The organism is Vibrio sp. 704 (assembly GCF_033339295.1).
The window spans coordinates 1-532 of record NZ_JAWOUH010000954.1; the positions used below are offsets into that span (position 1 = coordinate 1).

General features: G+C 51.1%; 1 protein-coding gene. It reads right to left on the reverse strand.

Translation table 11 applies throughout. The annotated features are described in order from the left end of the window. On the reverse strand, positions 1–532 hold a 532-nt coding region (locus R7R24_RS30070), incomplete at both ends, for a biotin/lipoyl-containing protein (protein ID WP_318120637.1).

The window sequence follows — 532 nt, forward strand, 5'->3', positions numbered from 1 at the left end:
CCATGGTCGAGACCATCGTACGGCGCGCTCCTTTGAGCACTTCAGTGCCAGGAACTTGTTTGCCTGCTTCTTCGTAAACATCGGCATCGACGATCAAACCGCTTGGTCCGCGACCGACCATCGTTTTCAAATCTACGCCTAGCTTTTTCGCTAGCAAACGCGCGGAAGGTAAAGCGGTGATGAGTTTGTCTGCCGATTTGTTGTGGCTGCCGCCCACCCAAAAATCATCAACATTTACGTTATGAGATTGGTGAGATACGGTGCCAACAACGGTTGCGGCATCGGCGGTTTGTCGTTTTTCCGCAGAGACAGTGTTTTCTGCGCCACTTTCGTCGATTTCTAGAAGTAGGGCGCCAATATTAATCACGTCGCCTTCTTCACCATGGCGGCTGACAATTCTGCCTGCGTACGGAGCAGGAACGTCTACGGTTGCTTTCGCCGTCTCAACAGTGAGGATTACTTGGTCTAGTTTGACCATGTCACCCACATTGACATGCCATTTTACAATTTCTGACTCAGCGAGACCTTCGCC